General features: G+C 71.5%; 16 protein-coding genes and 1 tRNA gene. 6 read left to right on the top strand and 11 right to left on the bottom strand.

Annotated features, from left to right (window positions below):
• Positions 1 to 80 precede the first annotated feature (80 nt).
• A complete protein-coding gene (locus OHT01_RS29965; RefSeq protein WP_328558321.1) occupies positions 81 to 1,298 on the top strand; it encodes a TerD family protein in 1,218 nt (405 codons plus the stop codon).
• Positions 1,299 to 1,408: 110 nt separating this feature from the next.
• Here the strand turns inward: OHT01_RS29965 and OHT01_RS29960 are convergent, their stop codons facing one another.
• From OHT01_RS29960 to OHT01_RS29945, 4 genes are all read right to left on the bottom strand, one after another.
• Entirely contained in the window at positions 1,409 to 2,989 is a 1,581-nt protein-coding gene (locus OHT01_RS29960; RefSeq protein WP_328556218.1) for a TROVE domain-containing protein, read from the bottom strand.
• A gap of 380 nt (positions 2,990 to 3,369) precedes the next feature.
• Positions 3,370 to 3,439, bottom strand: a tRNA-Ile gene (locus OHT01_RS29955).
• A gap of 67 nt (positions 3,440 to 3,506) precedes the next feature.
• Positions 3,507 to 4,964: an alkaline phosphatase PhoX gene (locus tag OHT01_RS29950; protein ID WP_328556217.1), complete on the bottom strand. Its 1,458-nt coding sequence runs from the start codon at positions 4,962 to 4,964 to the stop codon at positions 3,507 to 3,509.
• Positions 4,965 to 5,279: 315 nt separating this feature from the next.
• Positions 5,280 to 6,704, bottom strand: a complete 1,425-nt coding sequence (locus tag OHT01_RS29945) for a hypothetical protein (protein ID WP_328556216.1) — start codon at positions 6,702 to 6,704, stop codon at positions 5,280 to 5,282.
• A 408-nt stretch (positions 6,705 to 7,112) separates the two neighbouring features.
• On the opposite strand from OHT01_RS29945, the gene OHT01_RS29940 reads away from it, so the two are divergent.
• Positions 7,113 to 8,939, top strand: a complete 1,827-nt coding sequence (locus tag OHT01_RS29940) for an endonuclease/exonuclease/phosphatase family protein (RefSeq protein WP_328556215.1) — start codon at positions 7,113 to 7,115, stop codon at positions 8,937 to 8,939.
• 272 nt (positions 8,940 to 9,211) lie between these two features.
• On the opposite strand, the gene OHT01_RS29935 is transcribed toward OHT01_RS29940, so the two are convergent.
• A complete protein-coding gene (locus OHT01_RS29935) occupies positions 9,212 to 9,943 on the bottom strand; it encodes an SRPBCC family protein (protein WP_328556214.1) in 732 nt (243 codons plus the stop codon).
• 19 nt (positions 9,944 to 9,962) lie between these two features.
• Positions 9,963 to 10,694: an ArsR/SmtB family transcription factor gene (locus tag OHT01_RS29930; protein ID WP_328556213.1), complete on the bottom strand. Its 732-nt coding sequence runs from the start codon at positions 10,692 to 10,694 to the stop codon at positions 9,963 to 9,965.
• Positions 10,695 to 10,811: 117 nt separating this feature from the next.
• Here OHT01_RS29930 and OHT01_RS29925 point away from each other — a divergent pair, with 117 nt between their 5' ends.
• Positions 10,812 to 12,026 (top strand): YihY/virulence factor BrkB family protein, encoded by a 1,215-nt coding sequence (locus OHT01_RS29925; RefSeq protein ID WP_443043466.1) that lies wholly within the window; start codon positions 10,812 to 10,814, stop codon positions 12,024 to 12,026.
• A gap of 362 nt (positions 12,027 to 12,388) precedes the next feature.
• Here OHT01_RS29925 and OHT01_RS29920 read toward each other — a convergent pair whose 3' ends face one another.
• Positions 12,389 to 13,051, bottom strand: coding sequence for a hypothetical protein (locus OHT01_RS29920; RefSeq protein ID WP_328556211.1), 663 nt, complete (start codon positions 13,049 to 13,051; stop codon positions 12,389 to 12,391).
• Positions 13,048 to 13,182 carry a hypothetical protein gene (locus OHT01_RS29915; RefSeq protein WP_328556210.1) on the bottom strand — a complete coding sequence of 45 codons (135 nt, stop codon included), beginning with the start codon at positions 13,180 to 13,182 and terminating at the stop codon, positions 13,048 to 13,050. The genes OHT01_RS29920 and OHT01_RS29915 overlap by 4 nt, the downstream gene beginning before the upstream one ends.
• Positions 13,183 to 13,356: 174 nt before the next feature.
• On the opposite strand from OHT01_RS29915, the gene dapA reads away from it, so the two are divergent.
• Entirely contained in the window at positions 13,357 to 14,286 is a 930-nt protein-coding gene (dapA, locus tag OHT01_RS29910; protein WP_328556209.1) for a 4-hydroxy-tetrahydrodipicolinate synthase, read from the top strand.
• A gap of 18 nt (positions 14,287 to 14,304) precedes the next feature.
• Here the strand turns inward: dapA and OHT01_RS29905 are convergent, their stop codons facing one another.
• Together OHT01_RS29905 and OHT01_RS29900 are read right to left on the bottom strand one after the other, a co-directional pair.
• Complete coding sequence (locus OHT01_RS29905) at positions 14,305 to 15,513, bottom strand: WD40 repeat domain-containing protein (RefSeq protein WP_328556208.1); 1,209 nt, start codon at positions 15,511 to 15,513, stop codon at positions 14,305 to 14,307.
• Entirely contained in the window at positions 15,510 to 16,070 is a 561-nt protein-coding gene (locus OHT01_RS29900) for a SigE family RNA polymerase sigma factor (RefSeq protein WP_328556207.1), read from the bottom strand. Before OHT01_RS29900 ends, OHT01_RS29905 begins: the two co-directional genes overlap by 4 nt.
• A 220-nt stretch (positions 16,071 to 16,290) precedes the next feature.
• Here OHT01_RS29900 and OHT01_RS29895 point away from each other — a divergent pair, with 220 nt between their 5' ends.
• Together OHT01_RS29895 and OHT01_RS29890 are read left to right on the top strand one after the other, a co-directional pair.
• Positions 16,291 to 16,794, top strand: coding sequence for an HAD domain-containing protein (locus OHT01_RS29895; protein WP_328556206.1), 504 nt, complete (start codon positions 16,291 to 16,293; stop codon positions 16,792 to 16,794).
• Positions 16,795 to 16,883: 89 nt separating this feature from the next.
• On the top strand, positions 16,884 to 17,354 hold the full coding sequence (locus OHT01_RS29890; protein ID WP_328556205.1) for a GNAT family N-acetyltransferase: 471 nt from the start codon (positions 16,884 to 16,886) through the stop codon (positions 17,352 to 17,354).
• Positions 17,355 to 17,596: 242 nt separating this feature from the next.
• Here the strand turns inward: OHT01_RS29890 and OHT01_RS29885 are convergent, their stop codons facing one another.
• Positions 17,597 to 17,821, bottom strand: coding sequence for a tyrosine-type recombinase/integrase (locus OHT01_RS29885; RefSeq protein WP_443043465.1), 225 nt, complete (start codon positions 17,819 to 17,821; stop codon positions 17,597 to 17,599).
• Positions 17,822 to 17,980 lie beyond the last annotated feature (159 nt).

Here is a 17,980-nt window from a genome sequence, read left to right as displayed (position 1 = left end):
AGGAGGACATGCCCCCGCAACTCACCCTTGGGTAAGGGAACGGTAAAGCGCCTCCGCTCGTTACCCCAGTCATGACAGCTATGACCCCCGGCTCGAACATCCCTCTCCCCGTCTCCCGCGTGACGGTGGACGTCTCCGCACCGGTGCGGCTCGACGTGTCGAGCCTGCTGCTCACCGCCGACGGCAAGGTGCGCTCCGACGCGGACTTCATCTTCTACAACCAGCCCGCCGGCCCCGGCGTGACCTACCGCTCGGGCGGCGGCACGGCGCCCGACGCGATCACGGTCGACACCACCGCGGTCCCCCCGGGCATCGAGAAGATCGTGGTCACGGCGAGCCCCGACGCGGCCGGTCAGTCGTTCCAGGGCATCGAACCCACCGCGACGATCCGCGACGCGGACGCCAACACGGTCCTGGCCACCTTCACCCCGCCCCAGCTGGGCGCGGAGACGGCCCTGGTGATCGTCGAGGTCTACCTCCGCAACGGCGCCTGGAAGGCCCGCGCGGTCGGCCAGGGCTACGCGAACGGGCTGGCGGGCATCGCCACCGACTTCGGCGTGAGCGTGGAGGAACCCGCCCCCGCCGCCGCCCGGCCCGCCTCCGTACCGCAGCCCCCGGCGGCGCCCCCGGCCCCGCCGACGGACCCGCGCGTCACCGCACCGCCGGTCCCGGCCGCTCCCCCGGCTCCCCCGGCTCCCCCGGTGGCCCCCGCCTCCACCGGCAAGATCAATCTCGACAAGGGCCGGGTCAGCCTCCAGAAGAACCAGACGGTCTCCCTGGTCAAGGGCGGCAGTCCGTTCCTCTCCAAGGTCCAAATGGGCCTCGGCTGGGAGCCCGCGTTCCTCGGCAAGGACATCGACCTGGACGCCTCGGTCATCGCCTACGGCCCGCAGCGCAACCACATCGACAGCTGCTACTTCGGCAAGCTCTCCATCGTGAACGGCGCGATCAAGCACGCCGGCGACAACCTCACGGGCGAGGGCGGCGGAGACGACGAGGTGATCACCGTCGACCTCGGCCGGCTGCCCCCGGAGGTCACCGGCCTCGTCTTCACCGTGAACTCCTTCTCCGGCCAGAAGTTCACCGAGGTGGCCAAGGCCTACTGCCGCCTCATCGACGCCACCACCGGCGAGGAGCTCGTCCGCTTCGACCTCACCAACGCCGAGGCCCAGACGGGCGTCATGATGGCCAAGCTCATCAAGCAGTTCTCCGGTGAATGGGACATGACGGCCATGGGCGAGTTCGTCAAGTCCCGCACGGTCCGAGGCATGGTGAAACCGGCGGCCCAGTCCCTCTGACATCCCGGTACGCACGAAGAGCGCGGCCCGCACCGAAGTACGGGCCGCGCTCCTCCCACGAGCCCGGGGGCCTCACGCGTCCGCCTGGCCCACGGGCCCGCGCCGGTTCCTCAGGCCCACGGCCAGTCCGCGTCGCGCGCCGACTCCAGCAGCGGCACCAGCCGGAAGGCCACGTCCGAGAGTCCGCCGAAGGTGTGCCTGTTGCCCTTTCCGGACGGGCCGTGGCCCGCCCGGTAGCCGGCGAGGTTCCAGGTGTAGACGGGTACGTGCGCCGGGACCTGCTCGGTCGGGTCGCCGTAGTGGCTGTACGTGGCCTGCTCGTCGGTGACGATCAGGATCCGGTCGTGCTTCCTGTAGTGCTCGCGGACGGCCTCGCTCGTGTTGGTGCCGCCGAGATCACCGAACCGGCCGATGACCTTGAGCACCGACTCGCCCGTGCTGAACTCGACTCGCTTGCTGGTCGTGCCGAACTCGACGAGGTCCGCGTCCGCCGCCCGCAGCGCGAGCGCCGTGCCGAAGATCGCCGCCGCGTCGGCCCGGTTGAGCTCGGAGCGCTCCGACAGCCGCGAGTAGAACATCGAACCCGAGCGGTCCACGAGCACCAGGGTCCGGCCCGGCAGTGCGGGCACGTTGGCCAGCGAGTGGCCGAGCGCCTGCTCCAGCGGGTACGACCAGCGCAGCGACGGCGCGTGCTGGTAGGCCGCGAGGTAGCGGAACGGGAACTGCCGCGAACGCGCGACCTCCGCCGGGTCGCTGATCTTCGCGGCGACCCGCGCCGCCACCTCGTCGCTGACACCGGCCTCGTCGAAGTTGCGCAGGTTGCGGACGAGCGCCATCGCGCCCATGGACGGGATGACGGCCTCCCAGGCCGCCTTGTCCATCGGTCCCTGCAGCCAGCCGGCCAGCGCCTCCCAGGTCATGCCCGCGTCCGCCAGGCGCTGCGCGCCCTGCGCGCCGGTCACGACCTTGCGCCGCTTGGCGGGCCGCAGCGCCATCAGGTCCCGGTGGGCGGCGACCATGGGCAGCGACTTGGGGACGACCGCCGTGTCCGGGTTGTGGCGCCGGTCCAGCGCGTACTGGAACAGGTCGCCCTGCCACGGCTTGGCGGGGTCCGGCGCCGCGTGCACGAGGTTGAGGATGTCGCCGAAGCGGTAGCCCTTGGACGCGGTGTCGTACTTCAGCAGCGACTTGCCGTTGTAGAGACGGCGTACGGCGTCGGCGATGCCCCGCTTGACGGGCTTGGGCACGTTGCGGCCGTACTGGGAGGTCCAGTAGGCGAGCAGCTCGCCCGGCTCGTCCGGACGGCGCAGCACGGAGGCGATGACCTGCCGGTTGGCGGGGCCGTCGGTGGCACCCGCGTCGAGGCGTGCCTTCACGTACTCGGCGGCGCCCACGATCGAGGCGGTGCGCAGGTTGCCCTCGCCGCGCAGCCAGCCGAGCAGTGCGGCGGTCCAGGACGGGTCGGCGACGGCGAGCTCGCGCACCAGCGTGGCGAACCGGTCGTCGCGGTCCGCGCCGGTCTCGTAGAAGGTCTGCTGCGAGACGAAGTTGGCGATCGCGAGCAGGAAGAGCTCGGAGCGCGCGTCGCGCTCGCGGCCGAGGCCGCCCTGGTGGGTGCGCAGCACACGGCCGGTGGACGTGACGCGGGAAGTGGGCTGCGCCTTGGCCGCCTTGGTGTTGAATCGTGCCATGGTGAATTCCCCCGAATTCCTTCTGCGACGGTGACGTCGTGTTTCGGAGGGAGGCACAGCAAATGGAGGGTGCCCGAGATCAGGAGTCGGCGACGGAACTGTTCAGATGCTCTACCGACTGAGCTACACCGACCTGAAGCCGATGACGGGACTTGAACCCGCGACCTTCCGATCCCAATGAAGTAACCGTTGCCTGCGCACCGGGCACCCACCATGAGCTGCGCCTCCCGAGATCAAGTCGGCCGCGGCGTGGATTCTTTGAAAGAGAAGTAGCTGCGGCCCGCGCACCGGGAGGTGCGTGAAGTTGTGGTGTCCAGAGATCGAAGTCGGCGGAACCGACGTAGGTGCTCTAACCCCTGAGCTACATCGGCGCGTTGTACCGATGGCGGGACTCGAACCCGCGACCGCCCCATTATCAGTGGAAGTAGGTCCTGCCTTCGCACCTGGACATGCATCACTTTAGGAGGGTGGCCGCGCGTCGGGCGAGCGAATTAATTCCGTTGGAACCGGCGGGAGTTCAGCCGCGCTTCTGGCGCTTCCAGGGGCCGGTGACGGCCAGCATGATGCCCGGTTCCTGGATGTTGGCGAAGAGGGTCCGGCCGTCGGGCGAGAAGGTGACGCCGGTGAACTCGCTGTACGCCGGCGCCTCGGCGGTGCCGATGTTGAGCTCGTTGCGGGCGATCGGATACGTACGGCCGCTCTCGGTGGCGCCGAAGAGGTGCTGGATTCCCTCGCCGTCCTCGGCGATGACGAGGCCGCCGTACGGGGAGACGGTGATGTTGTCGGGGCCGTCGAAGGCGCCGTCCTCGGAAGGGTTCGGGTTCACGCCGATGAGGACCTTCAGCGTCAGGGTGCGGCGCCCCGGGTCGTAGAACCAGACCGCTCCGTCGTGGGCCTGGCCGGGGCTCTCGGCGCGGGCGTAGGAGGAGACGACGTAGACGCCGCCGTCGCCCCACCACATGCCTTCGAGCTTGCGGGCGCGGGTGACCTGGCCGTCGGTGAACTGCTTGCGGACGGAGACGGTCCCGGCGTCACGGTCGGGGACGTCGACCCAGTCCACGCCGTACACCGTGCCGATCCGGGTGGCGCGGGAGAGGTCGTCCACGAACTTGCCGCCGGAGTCGAAGCACTTGAAGGCCTGGAGGGCCCCGGCGTCGTCCGCGAGGGTGGCGAGCTGTCCGTGGCCGTGCTCGAAGCCCTGCGGGGGCGTCCAGCGGTAGAGCAGGCCGTTGGGGCCCGAGGCGTCCTCGGTGAGGTAGAGCCGGCCGCGCCGGGGGTCGACGACGACGGCCTCGTGGGCGTAACGGCCCAGCGCCTTCACGGGCTTGGGGTTCTTGTTGCGGCGGCGGTCCTGGGGGTCGACCTCGAAGACGTAGCCGTGGTCCTTGGTCATGCCGTTCTGGCCGGCCTTGTCCTCGGTCTCCTCGCAGGTGAGCCAGGTGCCCCAAGGGGTGTTTCCGCCGGCGCAGTTGGTGGAGGTGCCCGCGACGCCGACCCATTCGGCGACCTGGTCGTGGCGCACCTCGACGACCGTACAGCCGCCGGACGCGGCCGGGTCGTAGACCAGTCCCTCGGTGAGCGGCACGGGGTATGTCCAGCCGGCGCGGGGGCCCTTGAGCTCGTGGTTGTTGACGAGGAGGGTGGCGCCGCGCGGGCCGTCGAAGGTGGAGGTGCCGTCGTGGTTGGACGGCGTGAACTCACCCGAGTCCAGTTTCGTACGGCCGCTGTAGGTGATGACCCGGTAGGAGAACCCGGCGGGCAACGAGAGGAGGCCCTTCGGGTCGGTGACGAGGGGACCGTAGCCGACGCCACCGTGCCGGGCCTCCGCCGCGTCCTCGGCCGCGCCGTCGGTGACCGTCTCCGTGGCGGCGAGCGCATTCGGGGCCGTGGCGAGGGCGCCGACGCTGCCGGTCAGGACCACGCCCGCGCCGGTGATCGCGGACTGTCTGGCGAAGTCCCTGCGAGTGAGCGACATGTGATGTCTCCTGTGACGGTGGACTCGGACTGTCGTGCGGGGGTGACGACCTCGGTTCGCGGCCACACCGTCCCGCCCCCGACTGAACGCGAGTTGAACGCGCGCCGACTTCGGAGGTCCCGCTTGGGTGAATCCACCCGACCGGCGCAGGGGGAACGCGAGGCTCCGCGCGCCCGTATCCGCGCGCCCCTGTCCCCGCGTCCGTGTCCCCGCGTCCCTGTCCGCGCGCCCCTGTCCCCGCGTCCGTGTCCCGGCTCACCGCACCGGCTCACCGCGCCAGGTCACGGCACGGGCTCGCTGCACGGGGCGCCCCGTTCAGCCTCCCTGTTGCGATCGCGCCTTGAACGCCGCCTTGCGGGCTTCCTTGGCCACCTTCTTGTCGGGGTGCAGCCGGCCCATGGCCTCCAGGACGTCCGGGGCGGCGGGGTGGTCGACCCGCCACGCCGAGTCGAAGAAGCCGCTGTGCTGCTGGGCCAGGCCCTCCACCAGCGCCTGGAGTTCGGCGGAGTTCCCTTCGGCGGCGAGCTGCGCCGCCACCGTGTCGATGGTGAGCCAGAAGACCATCGACTCGGACGGCGGGGGCACGTCGGCCGCGCCGTGCTCGGAGAGCCAGACCCGGGCGAGACCGCCCAGTTCGGCGTCGTCGAGCACCTCGCGCAGCGCGGTCTCGGCCTCCACACCGACCAGGGCGAGCGCCTGCTGGCAGTGCAGCCGGCGCAGCGGGGCTCCGCTGTCGGCGCCACGCGCCGCGGACAGCAGCTCCTGTGCGGCGGACAGCGGTTCACGCCGGGCGAGCCACTGCTCGATCTCGGCCTGCGCGGCGGCCGGGGGGAAGTCGGCGGTGCCGTCCAGCAGGGCGTCCGCGCCCTTGTCCGTCAGCTCGCCGACCGCCGGGGCGGAGAAGCCCGCCTCGATCAGCCGGGCGCGCAGTCCGTACAGACCGAGCGGTGTAAGGCGCACCACCCCGTAGCGCGACACGTCCATGTCGTCGGCGGCGGGCGGCTCCTCGGCGGCGTCCGCCATCAGGGCCTCGTCGACCGGCTGGAACTCGACGAGGCCGATGGGCTCCAGCAGCCGGAACTGGTCGTCGAGCCGCATCATGGCGTTCGAGACCTGTTCCAGGACGTCGTTGGTGGGCTCGCCCATGTCGTCGGGCAGGATCATCGAGGCGGCGAGCGCGGGCAGCGGCACCGGCACCTCGCCGAGCGCGTCCTCGCCGACGGTCAGCAGATACAGGTTGCCGAGCACCCCGTCGAGGAAGTCGGACTCCGCCTCGGGGTCCCAGTCCAGGGCGGCGAGATCGATCTCGCCCTCCCCGTCCATGGCGTCGACGAGATCGCCGAGGTCGGGCACGCTCGCGTCGGCCAGCACGGTGTCGAGCGCGCCGAGCCAGACGCCGAGGACGTCCTGCGGGGCGCCGGAGGTGAGCAGGGCGAGGTCCTCGCCCGTGCCGACGGTGCCCTCCTCCTCGTCGACGACCTCGACGAGCCCGGCGTCGACGGCCACCCGCCAGGCCTCGCCGGCGAGGGCGGCGGCCTCGTCGCCGGACAGGCCGAGAACGCCGGCGGCCTCGGGAAGCTGTTCCTCGACGAGTTCGCCCCCCGCTCCGACGCGGGTGGCGGGGCCCGCCCAGCGGGCCAGCCGCGCGGCGCGGGAGAGCAGCGGCGCGGCGAGCGCGGCCCGCGCGAGCTGCGCCTCGGAGTGCAGCCGCACGGGCGGCAAGGAAGAGCTGTCTGACATCGGCTGAGTTCTCCTCCGAACAACCACGACGAGCAGGGCAAGCGGTTCAGGCGAGTTGTCGCCCGGAGCCGCGCCGGACGGTGGCGGGCACCGTCGGCCACGGCGGGCGCCGGACCCCGCCGGGCGCCCGCGGACCCGGAGATCCGAAGGCGGCCCGGGACGTCCGTGCCAACTGCTCAGCCTAGACGGATTTCCACCCATGCCGCCCGGTTCATGTATCCGACAGGTCTCGTACACCGCCGAAACCTTGACAACTCCCCTCGCTACACACGAGATTGACGCGCGTAGAAGTTCAACGGCCGTGTGGCCCAAGCCCTTCTACGCGCGTCACTGGCCCGCAAGCAGGTCGCGCTCCCCCCACCGTCCACCCTCGTCCCGGCGCTCATGAACGTCCCCGGAGGGATTCCCTTGCCGAGCAAGAGAACCGCGCGCATCGGCGCGCTGACCGTCGCCGCGGTCTGTTCCACCGTCTCCGCCGTGGTGCTCACCACCCCGGCCCAGGCGGACACCGTCCACATCCACGACATCCAGGGCACCACCCGGACGTCCCCCCTCGCGGGCACGAAGGTCACGGACGTGGCCGGCATCGTCACCGGCGTGCGGACCTATGGTTCGTCCAAGGGCTTCTGGTTCCAGGACCCCACCCCTGACGCGGACCCCGCCACCAGTGAGGGCGTCTTCGTCTTCACCAGCTCCACCCCCAAGGTCGCCGTCGGCGACTCGGTCACGGTGACGGGCACGGTCTCGGAGTACGTCCCGGGCGGCGTCTCCACCGGCAACCAGTCCGTGACGGAGATCGGCAAGCCGACGGTCACCGTCGTCTCCAGCGGCAACGCCGTCCCGGCCGCGACGGTCGTCGACGCGAAGTCCGTGCCGGACCTCTACACCCCCGCGGGCGACACCGCCGCGAGCGGTTCGGTCAACGCTCTGCCCCTGGACCCGAAGCAGTACGCCCTGGACTACTACGAGTCCCTTGAGGGCATGAACGTCCAGGTCTCCGACGCCCGCGTGGTCACCGCCACGGACCCGTACGCGGAGCTGTGGGTCACGGTGAAGCCGCACGAGCACGCCACCCGCCGGGGCGGCTCGCTGTACGGCTCGTACACCTCGCAGAACACCGGCCGGATACAGGTCCAGTCGCTCGGCGCGACCGCCGACTTCCCGGCCGCGAACGTCGGCGACAAGCTCACCGGCACCACCGCGGGTCCGCTCGACTACAACCAGTTCGGCGGCTACACGCTGGTCGCCGGCCAGCTGGGCACCCTGCAGAAGGGCGGCCTGGAGCGCGAGACCACGCACAAGCAGGCGCGCGGCGAGCTGGCGGTGGCGACGTACAACGTCGAGAACCTGGACCCGTCCGACGCCACGTTCGCGGCTCACGCGTCCGCGATCGTGAACAACCTGCAGTCGCCCGACATCGTGTCCCTGGAGGAGATCCAGGACAACAACGGCGCGACGGACGACGGTACGGTCGCCGCCGACCAGACGGTGAACAAGCTGATCGACGCGATCGTCGCGGCGGGCGGCCCGAAGTACGACTGGCGCTCCATCGACCCGGTCAACGACCAGGACGGCGGCGAGCCCGGCGGCAACATCCGCCAGGTCTTCCTGTTCAACCCCGAGCGGGTCTCGTTCACGGACCGCGCGGGCGGCGACTCCACGACCGCCGTCGGCGTCACGAAGGTGCACGGCAAGGCGCAGCTCACCGCGTCCCCCGGCCGCATCGACCCGGCCAACACGGCCTGGACGAGCAGCCGCAAGCCGCTCGCGGGCGAGTTCGTCTTCCGCGGCCACACCGTCTTCGTGATCGCCAACCACCTCAACTCCAAGGGTGGTGACCAGGGGCTGACCGCGCAGTACCAGCCCCCGACGCGCAGCTCGGAGGTCCAGCGGCACGCCCAGGCGACCGTGGTGAACGCCTTCGTCGACGAGATCCTGAAGACGCAGAAGAACGCCGACGTGCTCGCCCTCGGCGACATGAACGACTTCGAGTTCTCGGACACCGCCAAGATCCTGGAGGGTGACGGCGAGCTCTGGTCGGCGATCAAGTCGCTGCCGAAGAGCGAGCGTTACACGTACGACTATCAGGGCAACCAGCAGGTCCTCGACCAGATCCTGGTCAGCCCGTCGATTCGCAGGGGCTGCGACTTCGAGTACGACAGCGTGCACATCAACTCGGAGTTCTCCGACCAGATCAGCGACCACGACCCGCAGGTACTGCGGTTCCGTCCGTAGTCGCCGACCACTGATCGGCGGCCGGCGATCACCGGCCGCTGATCGAGGGCCACTGGCCACCGGCTGCTGATGGCCGGCTGGCTGGCTGGCTGGCTGGCTGGCTGGCTGGCTGGCTGGCTGGCTGGCTGGCTGGCTGGCTGGCGATCGTCGGCCACTGGTCACCGGTCGCTCCGGTACGCGAGAGCCCGGCCCCGTCGTCCGGGGGGCCGGGCTCTTCGCCTGCGCGGACCTCGGCGTCGGCGCGCGGGTCAGCCCGCGGGTCAGCCCGCGGGTCAGCCCGCGAAGACCCCGTCGAGCCAGCCGGTCCAGGCCGTCTCGTTGCCCTTGGCGTCGGCGTCGGGCGCGAAGTCGTGGACGCTGATGCCGACCGGCGCGCCCCAGCGGTTGCGCCCGAAGAAGCGGATGAGCGCGCTGTCGGTGCGCAGCCCGATGAAGTACGGGTTGCGGTAGTCCAGCACGGCGTCGAAGGCCTGGCCGCCGGGTCCCTCGGCCCGCACCCGCGCGCCCTCGGCGGTGTCGTCCGCGAGGCCGAGCGCCCGTCCGACGGCGGCGAAGGCGTCGTCGGCGGTGGACGCGCCGGGTCCCTGGAAGGTCGCGAAGGCGACCGGGCGGCCGGCGAAGTGGGTCACGTACTCGCGCAGGGTGTGCAGATAGAAGTCGGTGTGCTTGTCGGCACCGTCGTACTGGTTGTCCCAGTCGTCGGTGAAGATGCCGCTGTGCACGTACCGCACCCAGGAGCGCCGGCCGTCGTCGCGGGCCTCGATGGTGTGGTCGATCTGGTTGAGGCTCTGCGTCGGGAACGGGACGTCCTCGGTGCGGACGGTCAGCCGGTGCGGCGGGTCCCAGGCGGTGATGATGCTGCCGAAGGGACCGGCGCCGCCCTGGCGGGGCTCGTACTCCACGGGCCACAGCCAGCCGCCGCTGCCGCTGGTGATCGCCTCCCACATCCGGGCGGGCGGAACGTCGACCTCGTACTCGCGGGCGATCTCGAATTCCTTGGGCATGATGATGACTCCTGAATGATCAGTGGGCGGCTTCGCGGCCCGCGTTTGTTTCCACGTCTTGAGATGCTTCCACGGCCCGAGGTCCTGCCGCGGCTTCGGCCTCCGGCGGCGCCTCGGCGTCGGCCGCGGCTTCGGTGCGCGCCACGGCTCCGGGCCCGGCCACGGCTTCGGGTCTGACCGTGGGGTGGACGGCCACGACGATCCGGTGCGGACGCCCGCCCTCCCCGTCGCCGTCGTGGTACTTGCGGATGAGCGCGCCGACCCCGGCCGTCAGCTCCTCGATGAACGCGGCCCGGTCGGCGGCCGACGCGAACGTCACCTCGCCGTCGAGCGCGTACGTCGCCAGTCGCTTCCGGGCCTTCGCGGCGCCCGTGACGAGCGAGCCCACGTCCCGGACCAGCCGGGCGCCGAGCGCGAGCAGCCAGCGGGCGGACATCTGGTCCCGGAAGCGGTCCGGATCGGGCTGCACGGCGGCAAGCGCGAGCGGGGAGATCACGTACGACGCGGCGGTCGCGCGCATCAGCCGCTCGGTGACATTGCCCTTGCGACGCTCGCCCGCCAGCTCGACGAGGCCGTGCCGCTCCAGCGTCTTGAGGTGGTAGTTCACCTTCTGCCGGGGCAGACCGACCTTGCCGGCCAGCATGGCGGCCGATGCGGGTCCGACACCCAGTTCGGCCAGCAGCCGGGCCCGTATGGGGTCCAGCGACACGGCGGCGGCCTCGGCGTCCTCGATTACGGTCACGTCCAACATGACTCCACCCTCCCACCGAACAATTTTTTTGTCCAGGCGACTCGAATCGTCGGCTGGTCGTACGACCTGGATGCCCCCGGTGGGCTTCAGCGGCGCGATCCGGGCAACACGCCAGGCATGGGCGAGAAGCGACCGGAATCGAAGCGGCGGGCTCTTCCGGACACGGGGATGGGGACGGGGACGGGGCCCGACACCGGCGCGGGAGGGGGCGCAGGGGCGGGGGCCGGCAGGGGCACCGGCAGTGAAGCGGATAGGGGCACGGGAACGGGCTCGGGCTCGGCGGCGGCGGGATCCGGGGAGAGGACCGGATCCGGGGAGAAGAACGGCCCGGTCCGACTGCCCGCGCGAGCGTGGTGGTCCGTGGCATGGCGCACCGTGAAGGAGTTCCGGGACGACGAACTCGCCGACCGGGCGGCCGCGTTGACCTACTACGGCGTACTGTCGCTGTTCCCCGCCCTGCTCGTGGTGGTGTCGCTGCTGGGTGTCATGGGGCAGCGCGTCACCGACGAACTCCTGGACGGCGTAGGGGACTTGGCCCCGGGCCCGGCACGCGAGATCCTGCGGGACGCGGTCGCGCAACTGGGCGACAGCGGCGGTACCGGCGGGGTGCTGGCGATCATCGGCCTGTGCACGGCGCTGTGGTCCGCGTCCGGGTACGTCGGCGCGTTCATCCGCGCGTCCAACGCGGTGTACGACCTGCCGGAGGGCCGGCCGGTCTGGAAGGTCACACCGCTGCGGCTGGGGCTCACCGTCACGCTGATGGTGCTCCTCACCGGGAGCGCGGTCATCGTGGTGTTCACCGGGCCGCCGGCCGAACGGGCCGGTACCGCGATCGGGCTCGGCGACGCGGCGATCACGGCATGGTCGATCGCCAAGTGGCCCGTCCTGCTGGTCTTCGTCGAGCTGATGATCGCGCTGCTCTACTGGGCCGCTCCCAACGTCTCCGGCCGCGGCTTCCGTTGGTTCAGTCCGGGCAGCGTCGTCGCCACCCTGATCTGGCTGGCCGCGTCCGCCGGGTTCGCCGTGTACGCCGCCGGCTACGGCTCGTACAACAAGACGTACGGCACGCTCGCGGGCGCCATCATCTTCCTCGTGTGGCTCTGGCTCACCAACCTGGCCATCCTGCTGGGCCTGGAGTTCGACGCGGAGGTCGCCCGCCAGCGCGCCATGACCCACGGCCGGCTCCCGACCGAGGAGCCCTACGTCGAACCCCGGGACACCCGCGCATGGCCCCCGCGGCTGCGGGCACTGCGGGCGGCCCGGGAGAAGGTGGACAGCGGGATCGTGCCGCTGCCCGAGAGGGCTGGGCGGGACGCCGCCGAGCGGGTGTGACGGCGCGGGGCCGGGGCGTTCCCGCGAGGCGGCGAGGCGAGGCGGCGGGGCGATGGCGGGGCGAGCCGTCCGGACCGGCGTCGGCCGGGGACATGAGGGCGGGACGGCCGGGCGGTCGACAAGTCGGACGGCAGAGGGGTAGGGGGCGGGCGGTCGTCCGGCCCACGATGCGGCAGCGGGCCGGGGTCCGGTCCGCCGCCGCATCATTCCCCTCCAGCTCCGCCGACGGATCTCAACGGTGCCGTCGATGACCGCTGTACCGCCCTCGGAGCAGGTTCACGGCGAGCACGAGGCAGAGGTAAGGAGTTCTCGCCGCTCGCCGTTCTCGCCCATGGAGGCTCTGGTACCCGGACCGGACGCGGCTATCCCTGCGGTCCCCGATCACGAAGTCGGGCCAACTGGCTCTGGAACCAGTCGAGTCGGGCCTGGAGAAGCGCCGCCTCGGCGACCAGCTCCGGCACCCCGAGAGCGGCGGCGACGACCGCGGGACCACCGGCCGCCCGGACCCGCAGCCCCTCCCCGGCCAGCCGCGCGAAGGAGGCGAGCGAGAGCGACGTACGGCCCCGTACGCAACCCGCGCAGGCGGCCGTCAGGGCGCGCCAGCCCGGACGCCCCCAGCCCGCGTCGGCCAGCGACTCGGCCACGGCACCGCAGCCACAGGGGCCGACGGCGGCACCGCGCACCCGCTGGCGGGCGTACCGGAAGCCGCGTTCGAAGCGGATGTAGGCGCCGAGTACGGAGACTTCGAGGAGGACGGCCGCCCGGTGCTCCGCGGTGCACAGCATCGCCTCGGCGGCGGAGGACTCCAGCACGCAGTGGAAGCCGCAGTCGCAGCGGCGGTGCGGCGCGCGGTGCCGCCGCCCGTAGACACAGCGGGCCTCGTCCAGCACTCCGTACGGCAGCGCGCCGCCCAGCGACACTCCGGTGAACCCGGCCCTGGTGCCGTCCTGGGACAGCACCGGGTGGGCGATCTTGTATCCGGTCGGCGGCTCCGTCGGGCGTTCCTCGGGGAGCCGCAGCCTCATCGGCCGGCCGGAACCTCATCGGGCACGGATGCCTCCGACTCCTCGACGATCCGGGGGAGTTCGAAGGTGTCCTCGTCCGCGTGGGCCCGTTCCTCCGCGACTCCGGTGGCGAGTGCCTTGCCGAGCCTCATGACGCCTCCCATGACCTGCGGTCGGTGACCTTCCGGTCCATGGTGACCCATGAAGGGCGGAACGGTACATAGGGCCTCGGGCCGAGGACCCGACAGCACCTCTCAGCAGTGCTTAGCGATATGCGGTAGAAGATTTAAGTGGAGCTGTACGGTCATCGCGCCGAGACTGCTCGTATGACGAACTCCGACCGGTCTCCGGCGCCCTTCGGCCGGGCGCTCTGCGCGATGATCACACCGTTCACCGAGGCGGGCGCGCTCGACCTCGACGGCGCCGGGCGCCTCGCCGACCGCCTGGTGCGCGGGGGCTGCGACGGCCTGGTGCTGAACGGAACCACCGGCGAATCGCCGACCACCTCGGACGCGGAGAAGTCCGCGCTGGTACGCGCGGTCCGCGAGGCGGTCGGCGACCGGGCCCGCCTGCTCACCGGCGTCGGCTCGTCCGACACCCGGCACACCGTCGAACTCGCCCTGGCGGCCGGGGAGGCGGGCGCGGACGGCGTACTCGTCGTCACCCCGTACTACTCGAAGCCGCCGCAGGACGCGCTGGAGGCACACTTCACCGAGGTCGCGGACGCGTCCGAACTCCCGCTCATGCTCTACGACATCCCCGGCCGCACCGGCACCCGCATCGAACCCGACACGATGATCCGGCTCGCCGCGCACCGCCGGATCGTGGCCGTGAAGGACTGCGCGTACGACCTGCTCGGCACCCAAAGAGTGCTGGCCCGAACGGAGTTGGCGTACTACGCGGGCTGCGACGAGCATGCGCTCGCCCTGTACGCGGTGGGCGGCGCCGGGTACGTCAGCACGGTGGCGAACGTCGTACCGGGCCTGATGCGCGCGGTGCTCGACGCGTTCGACGGCGGCGACACGGCGGGGGCGGCCCGGCTGATGCGGCGGGCCCTGCCGCTGATCGAGGCGACGACGGGGGCGGGACTGCCCGGCACGGTCACCGCGAAGGCGCTGCTGGCCGCGCTCGGGCTGCCGGCCGGCCCGGTCCGGGCACCGCTGCGGCCCGCCGACCGGGAGACGGCCGACGGGCTGCGGGCGGTGCTCGCCGAGGTCGCGGACGAGTTCACGGACGAGTTCACGGTGGTCTGGTGAGCGGCCGGCGAGGAAGGCTCAGCGATCGGCGAAGACGGGCTCCCAGCGCCCCACCGAGTCGTCGGTGCCCCGGAGGAAGCCGCTGAGCGGCACCTCCTTGTCACTGCCGATGGTGACCAGCACCAGCCGATTGTGGAACTCGTTCTTGTCGCCCTTGGCGATGTCCCAGGCGATCAGGGACTTGTCGTCGGCCCAGACGAGCAGCATCTGGCCGCGGACCTCGGCCAGGTGCTTGCCGGTGTGCGGGTCGAGGATCCACGAGGAGGTGTGCCACTTCTTGCCCGCGAACTCCCCGGCGAGCCGGGTGCCGTCGGGCGACAGGCCGGCCGCGACGGTGTTGTACCGCTCCCCCTCGGGCACGCCCACCTCCCGGCCGGACGCGTCGTAGAAACGAACGGTGGGCGCGCCCGACTGCCTGCCCGTGACGGTCCTCCCGTCGCGGCAGAACTCGAAGTCCTGGCGGAGGTTGATCTCGTGGCCCTGGTTGTCCCGTTGCACCCCCACCGCGGCCCACGAGCCCTTCCCCGACGCCACGTCGAAGACGTAGAACCCGGTGCGGGAGGACATCACCGGCACGGGGATGCCCTCGGCGCCCGTTCTCGTCATGATGTCGGGATTCTCTTCGTACGTCGTCGCGACGAGTTTCGTGCCGTTGCGCGAGAACTCCAGCCCTCCCACTGGGTGGTCGACCGGGATCCACCGCTCGACCTTGCCGCTAGCGATGTCGAGCAGGCCGATCCGGCGCACGGGCAGGTGCTGCTCCAGTACGGCGGCGGTCCGCAGGCCGGGGGCCACCGCGACCCACGACCACCGGGTGTCCTTCTTGTAGTGGCCGGACTTCGGGTCGAGCAGCCAGTAGGTGCGCATCCTGATGCCCTTGTGGGCGGTCCGCCAGTCGGTCTTCTGGGTGTAGTACGCGGCCATGGCCGTACGCCCGGCCGCGACCAGCGAGCGCACCGGCGACTGCGCCGGGTGCGCGGCCGTCGGAGCCTTCGGCTTGGGGTCCACCTTTCCCAGGGGGCGTACGTCGTGTCCACCGGACTCCAGCCGCGGCACCCCGACCGCCGCGGTGACCGCCGCGGCGACGGCGACCGCGACGGACGCGATGCGCCGGGTCCGGCGGCGCCTGCGCACGGTCAGGACCCGGTCGGCGAGGCCGGGGCCGGGTGGCGGCTGTTCGGCGGCCTGCTCGCGCAGCGTCTCGCCCAGCAGTTCCTCGATGTTCACGGCCGTACCTCCACGGGCGAGTAGTCACGGGACGACGGCCGTTCACCGGCGGCGGGGGCTAGCGCGGCGAGTTCGGGCGCGAGGACGCGCAGCCGGGCCAGGGAGCGGTGGGCGGTGGACCGCACGGTGCCCACGGAACAGCCCAGCAGCCGGGCCACGTCGGCCTCCGGCAGGTCCTCGAAGTAGCGCAGCACCAGGACGGTGCGCTGGCGCGCGGTGAGCCGGGACAGTGCCTCGCGCATCACCAGGCGCAGGTCGACGGCGGCCGCCGTGTCGGCGCCAGGCGGACCGGTCTCCGGCGGATGGGCGACGCTGACCTCGCGTCGCCGCCACTTCAGTCGCCAGCGGCTGATCTGCTGACGGTAGAGCACCTGCCGTACGTACGCCTCGGGTTCGTCGATGCGGTGCCAGCGACCGGCGGCCTTGGCCAGGGCACCCTGCAACAGGTCCTCCCCCGCGTGCCGGTCACCGCCGCTGAGCAGCACGGCGGTCCTCAGCAGGGCTGCGGACCTGCCGGCCACGAACTGTCTGAAGCTTTCGAGCCCTTCGGCATCCATCGTCACCTTCTCTGCCTCGACGGGCTTCGTGTCCCGCCCCTGTACCTGCTGTGACGCGTGCGGCCCCTCGGCGCTATGCCTGCGCCGCAAGAAATTCCACACCTCTCACGACGCGCCCCTGCCCCCTGACGACACACACCGACGCTCCCGGGCATACCTCCCGGGTCGAGCCGAGCCGAACACTCCCGTCCCCGAGCCCGGTCTCCCGTACCGTGACCCGATGAGCCGACCCTTGCTGTTCCTCGACGTCGACGGCCCGCTCAATCCGTACGCGGCCCAGAAGGAGCGTCGGCCCGAGGGATACACGACGATCCGCGTGGCGCTGGAGCCCGGGCGGCCGCTGCGCGTCTGGCTCCACCCCGACCACGGCCGCGCTCTCCTCGGTCTCGGCTACGAGCTGTGCTGGGCCACCACGTGGATGGACGCGGCCAACCGCTGGATCGCCCCCGTGATCGGCCTCCCCGAACTCCCCTACGTCGACTTCACGGGCGCTCTCTTCGCCGAGCGCCCCGACGGCGTCCACTGGAAGACGGAACGCATCGTGGCCCACGCCGAGGGCCGCCCCTTCGCCTGGGTGGACGACGAACAGGGGCCGGCCGACACGGTGTTCGTCACCGCCCGCCATCCCGCCCCCGCACTCCTCCAGCACGTGAACCCCCGACTCGGCCTGCGCGAGCCCGACTTCGAGGCCCTTGCGGCTTTCGCCGCGAGCCTGGACGCGTAGCGAGTGCGCTACCCCGACAGCGCCGTGGGCACCGACCGCGGGCGCGGCCGGGTTCGTGGCCCACTCGATCAACCGCTTAGGGTTTCCCCATGCCGAACACACTCCGTCTGGAGGAGATCACTCCGGACAACATGGACGCCGCCATCGGCGTGCGGGTCCGTCCGGAGCAGGAGCACTTGGTCGCGCCGGTCGTGAAGTCGCTGGCCGAGGCGTATGTCCATCCCACAACAGCCTGGCCCCGTCTCATCCTTGACGACGGCAGACCTGTCGGCTTCCTCATGGCCTTCCTCGGCATCGACTGGCTGGGCGACGGATCGGGCACGGACATCCGTTCCGGGCTCTGGCGTCTCAACATCGCCGCCGGTGCGCAGGGGCGGGGTTACGGCCGCTTCGCGGTCGAGTCCGTCGCTGCCGAGATCCGCAGCCGCGGCGGCACCCGGATGACGACCACCTGGCATCCGGGGAAGGACGGTCCGGAGGATTTCTACCTGCGGCTCGGCTTCCGTCCGACCGGCGAGACGAGCGGGAGTCAGACGGTCGGCGAGCTGGACCTGCCCTAGCCCAGGCCCCGGTGTCTCCGGAACGCTCCTGGAGCGGCGCTCACGCACGAGCGCCCTCCCGGGCGGCCCAGGGGCCGTGGAAGGGCGCTCGATGACGACCGGCGTCAACAGCCGGCGTCGACAACCGACATCAACTGCCGACAGTTCAGCAGCAGTTCAGCGCGACGACCGTTCAGGCGGTGGCGACTCAACGCCGCCGGTGATCAGTTGTGGCTGTTCTGATTGCGCTGCAGGTCAGGGGGTCAACTTGCCCCGTGGGCCGTATCGGGGCCGTCTTCGGTGCTCTCCGGGTCCCGGAAGACCCGGTCGACGGCGGCCCAAGTGCGCGCCTCGCTGTTCGGCATCAGGTGCGTGTACCTCCGGAGGGTGAGGCTCGGGTCGCGATGGCCGAGGTACTCGCTCAGGGCCTTGATGCTCTCCCCCGCGTCCAGGAGCACGGAGGCGCAGAAGTGGCGGAGGGCATGCATGCCGTTCTCCCGACCGAGGGGGATGCCGGCGGCGCCAGAGTTCGAACCTGGGCAGGCTAAGACGTCGTTACCTTTGGTGACTGCCTGATCCCTTTCAAACCTCTCGGCGCGCTGCCGGTACCAGTAACGGTCTGTACCCTGCGCCAGGCCCCCCAAGGC

Origin of the sequence: Streptomyces sp. NBC_00358 (assembly GCF_036099295.1) — a bacterium.
Lineage (GTDB): Bacteria > Actinomycetota > Actinomycetes > Streptomycetales > Streptomycetaceae > Streptomyces.
Note: the sequence above shows the minus strand (reverse complement) of the source record. Positions and strands in the feature narration are given on the sequence as shown.